A 251-nucleotide genomic window follows, 5' to 3' on the forward strand; every position below is an offset into this window, starting at 1 on the left:
GCGGAGGCGGGGGGCCGGACGCGACGGGGTCGCCAGGGGGGCGGCTTGAAGGCGTTCGCGGCAGGCCTCGGCGGCTGGCGCGAGCAGCGGCGTGTGCGAGGGGATGTGACCGGGCAGGCGAACGGCCCGGGCCGCGCCCGCCGCAAGCGCCTCGGTGCAGAGGGCGTCCAGGGCCGCGCCGGCACCGCCCACCACCACGCTGTCGGCGGCGGTGCGGATCGCCGGATGGCACCCAGGCGCCTCGGCCATGG

General features: G+C 80.1%; 1 pseudogene. It reads right to left on the reverse strand.

The features are described 5' to 3' along the window. A pseudogene (locus AC0IY1_RS25470) lies at positions 1 to 251 on the reverse strand (acyl transferase); the annotation flags it as partial.

This window comes from Methylobacterium sp. AC690, from assembly GCF_979256535.1.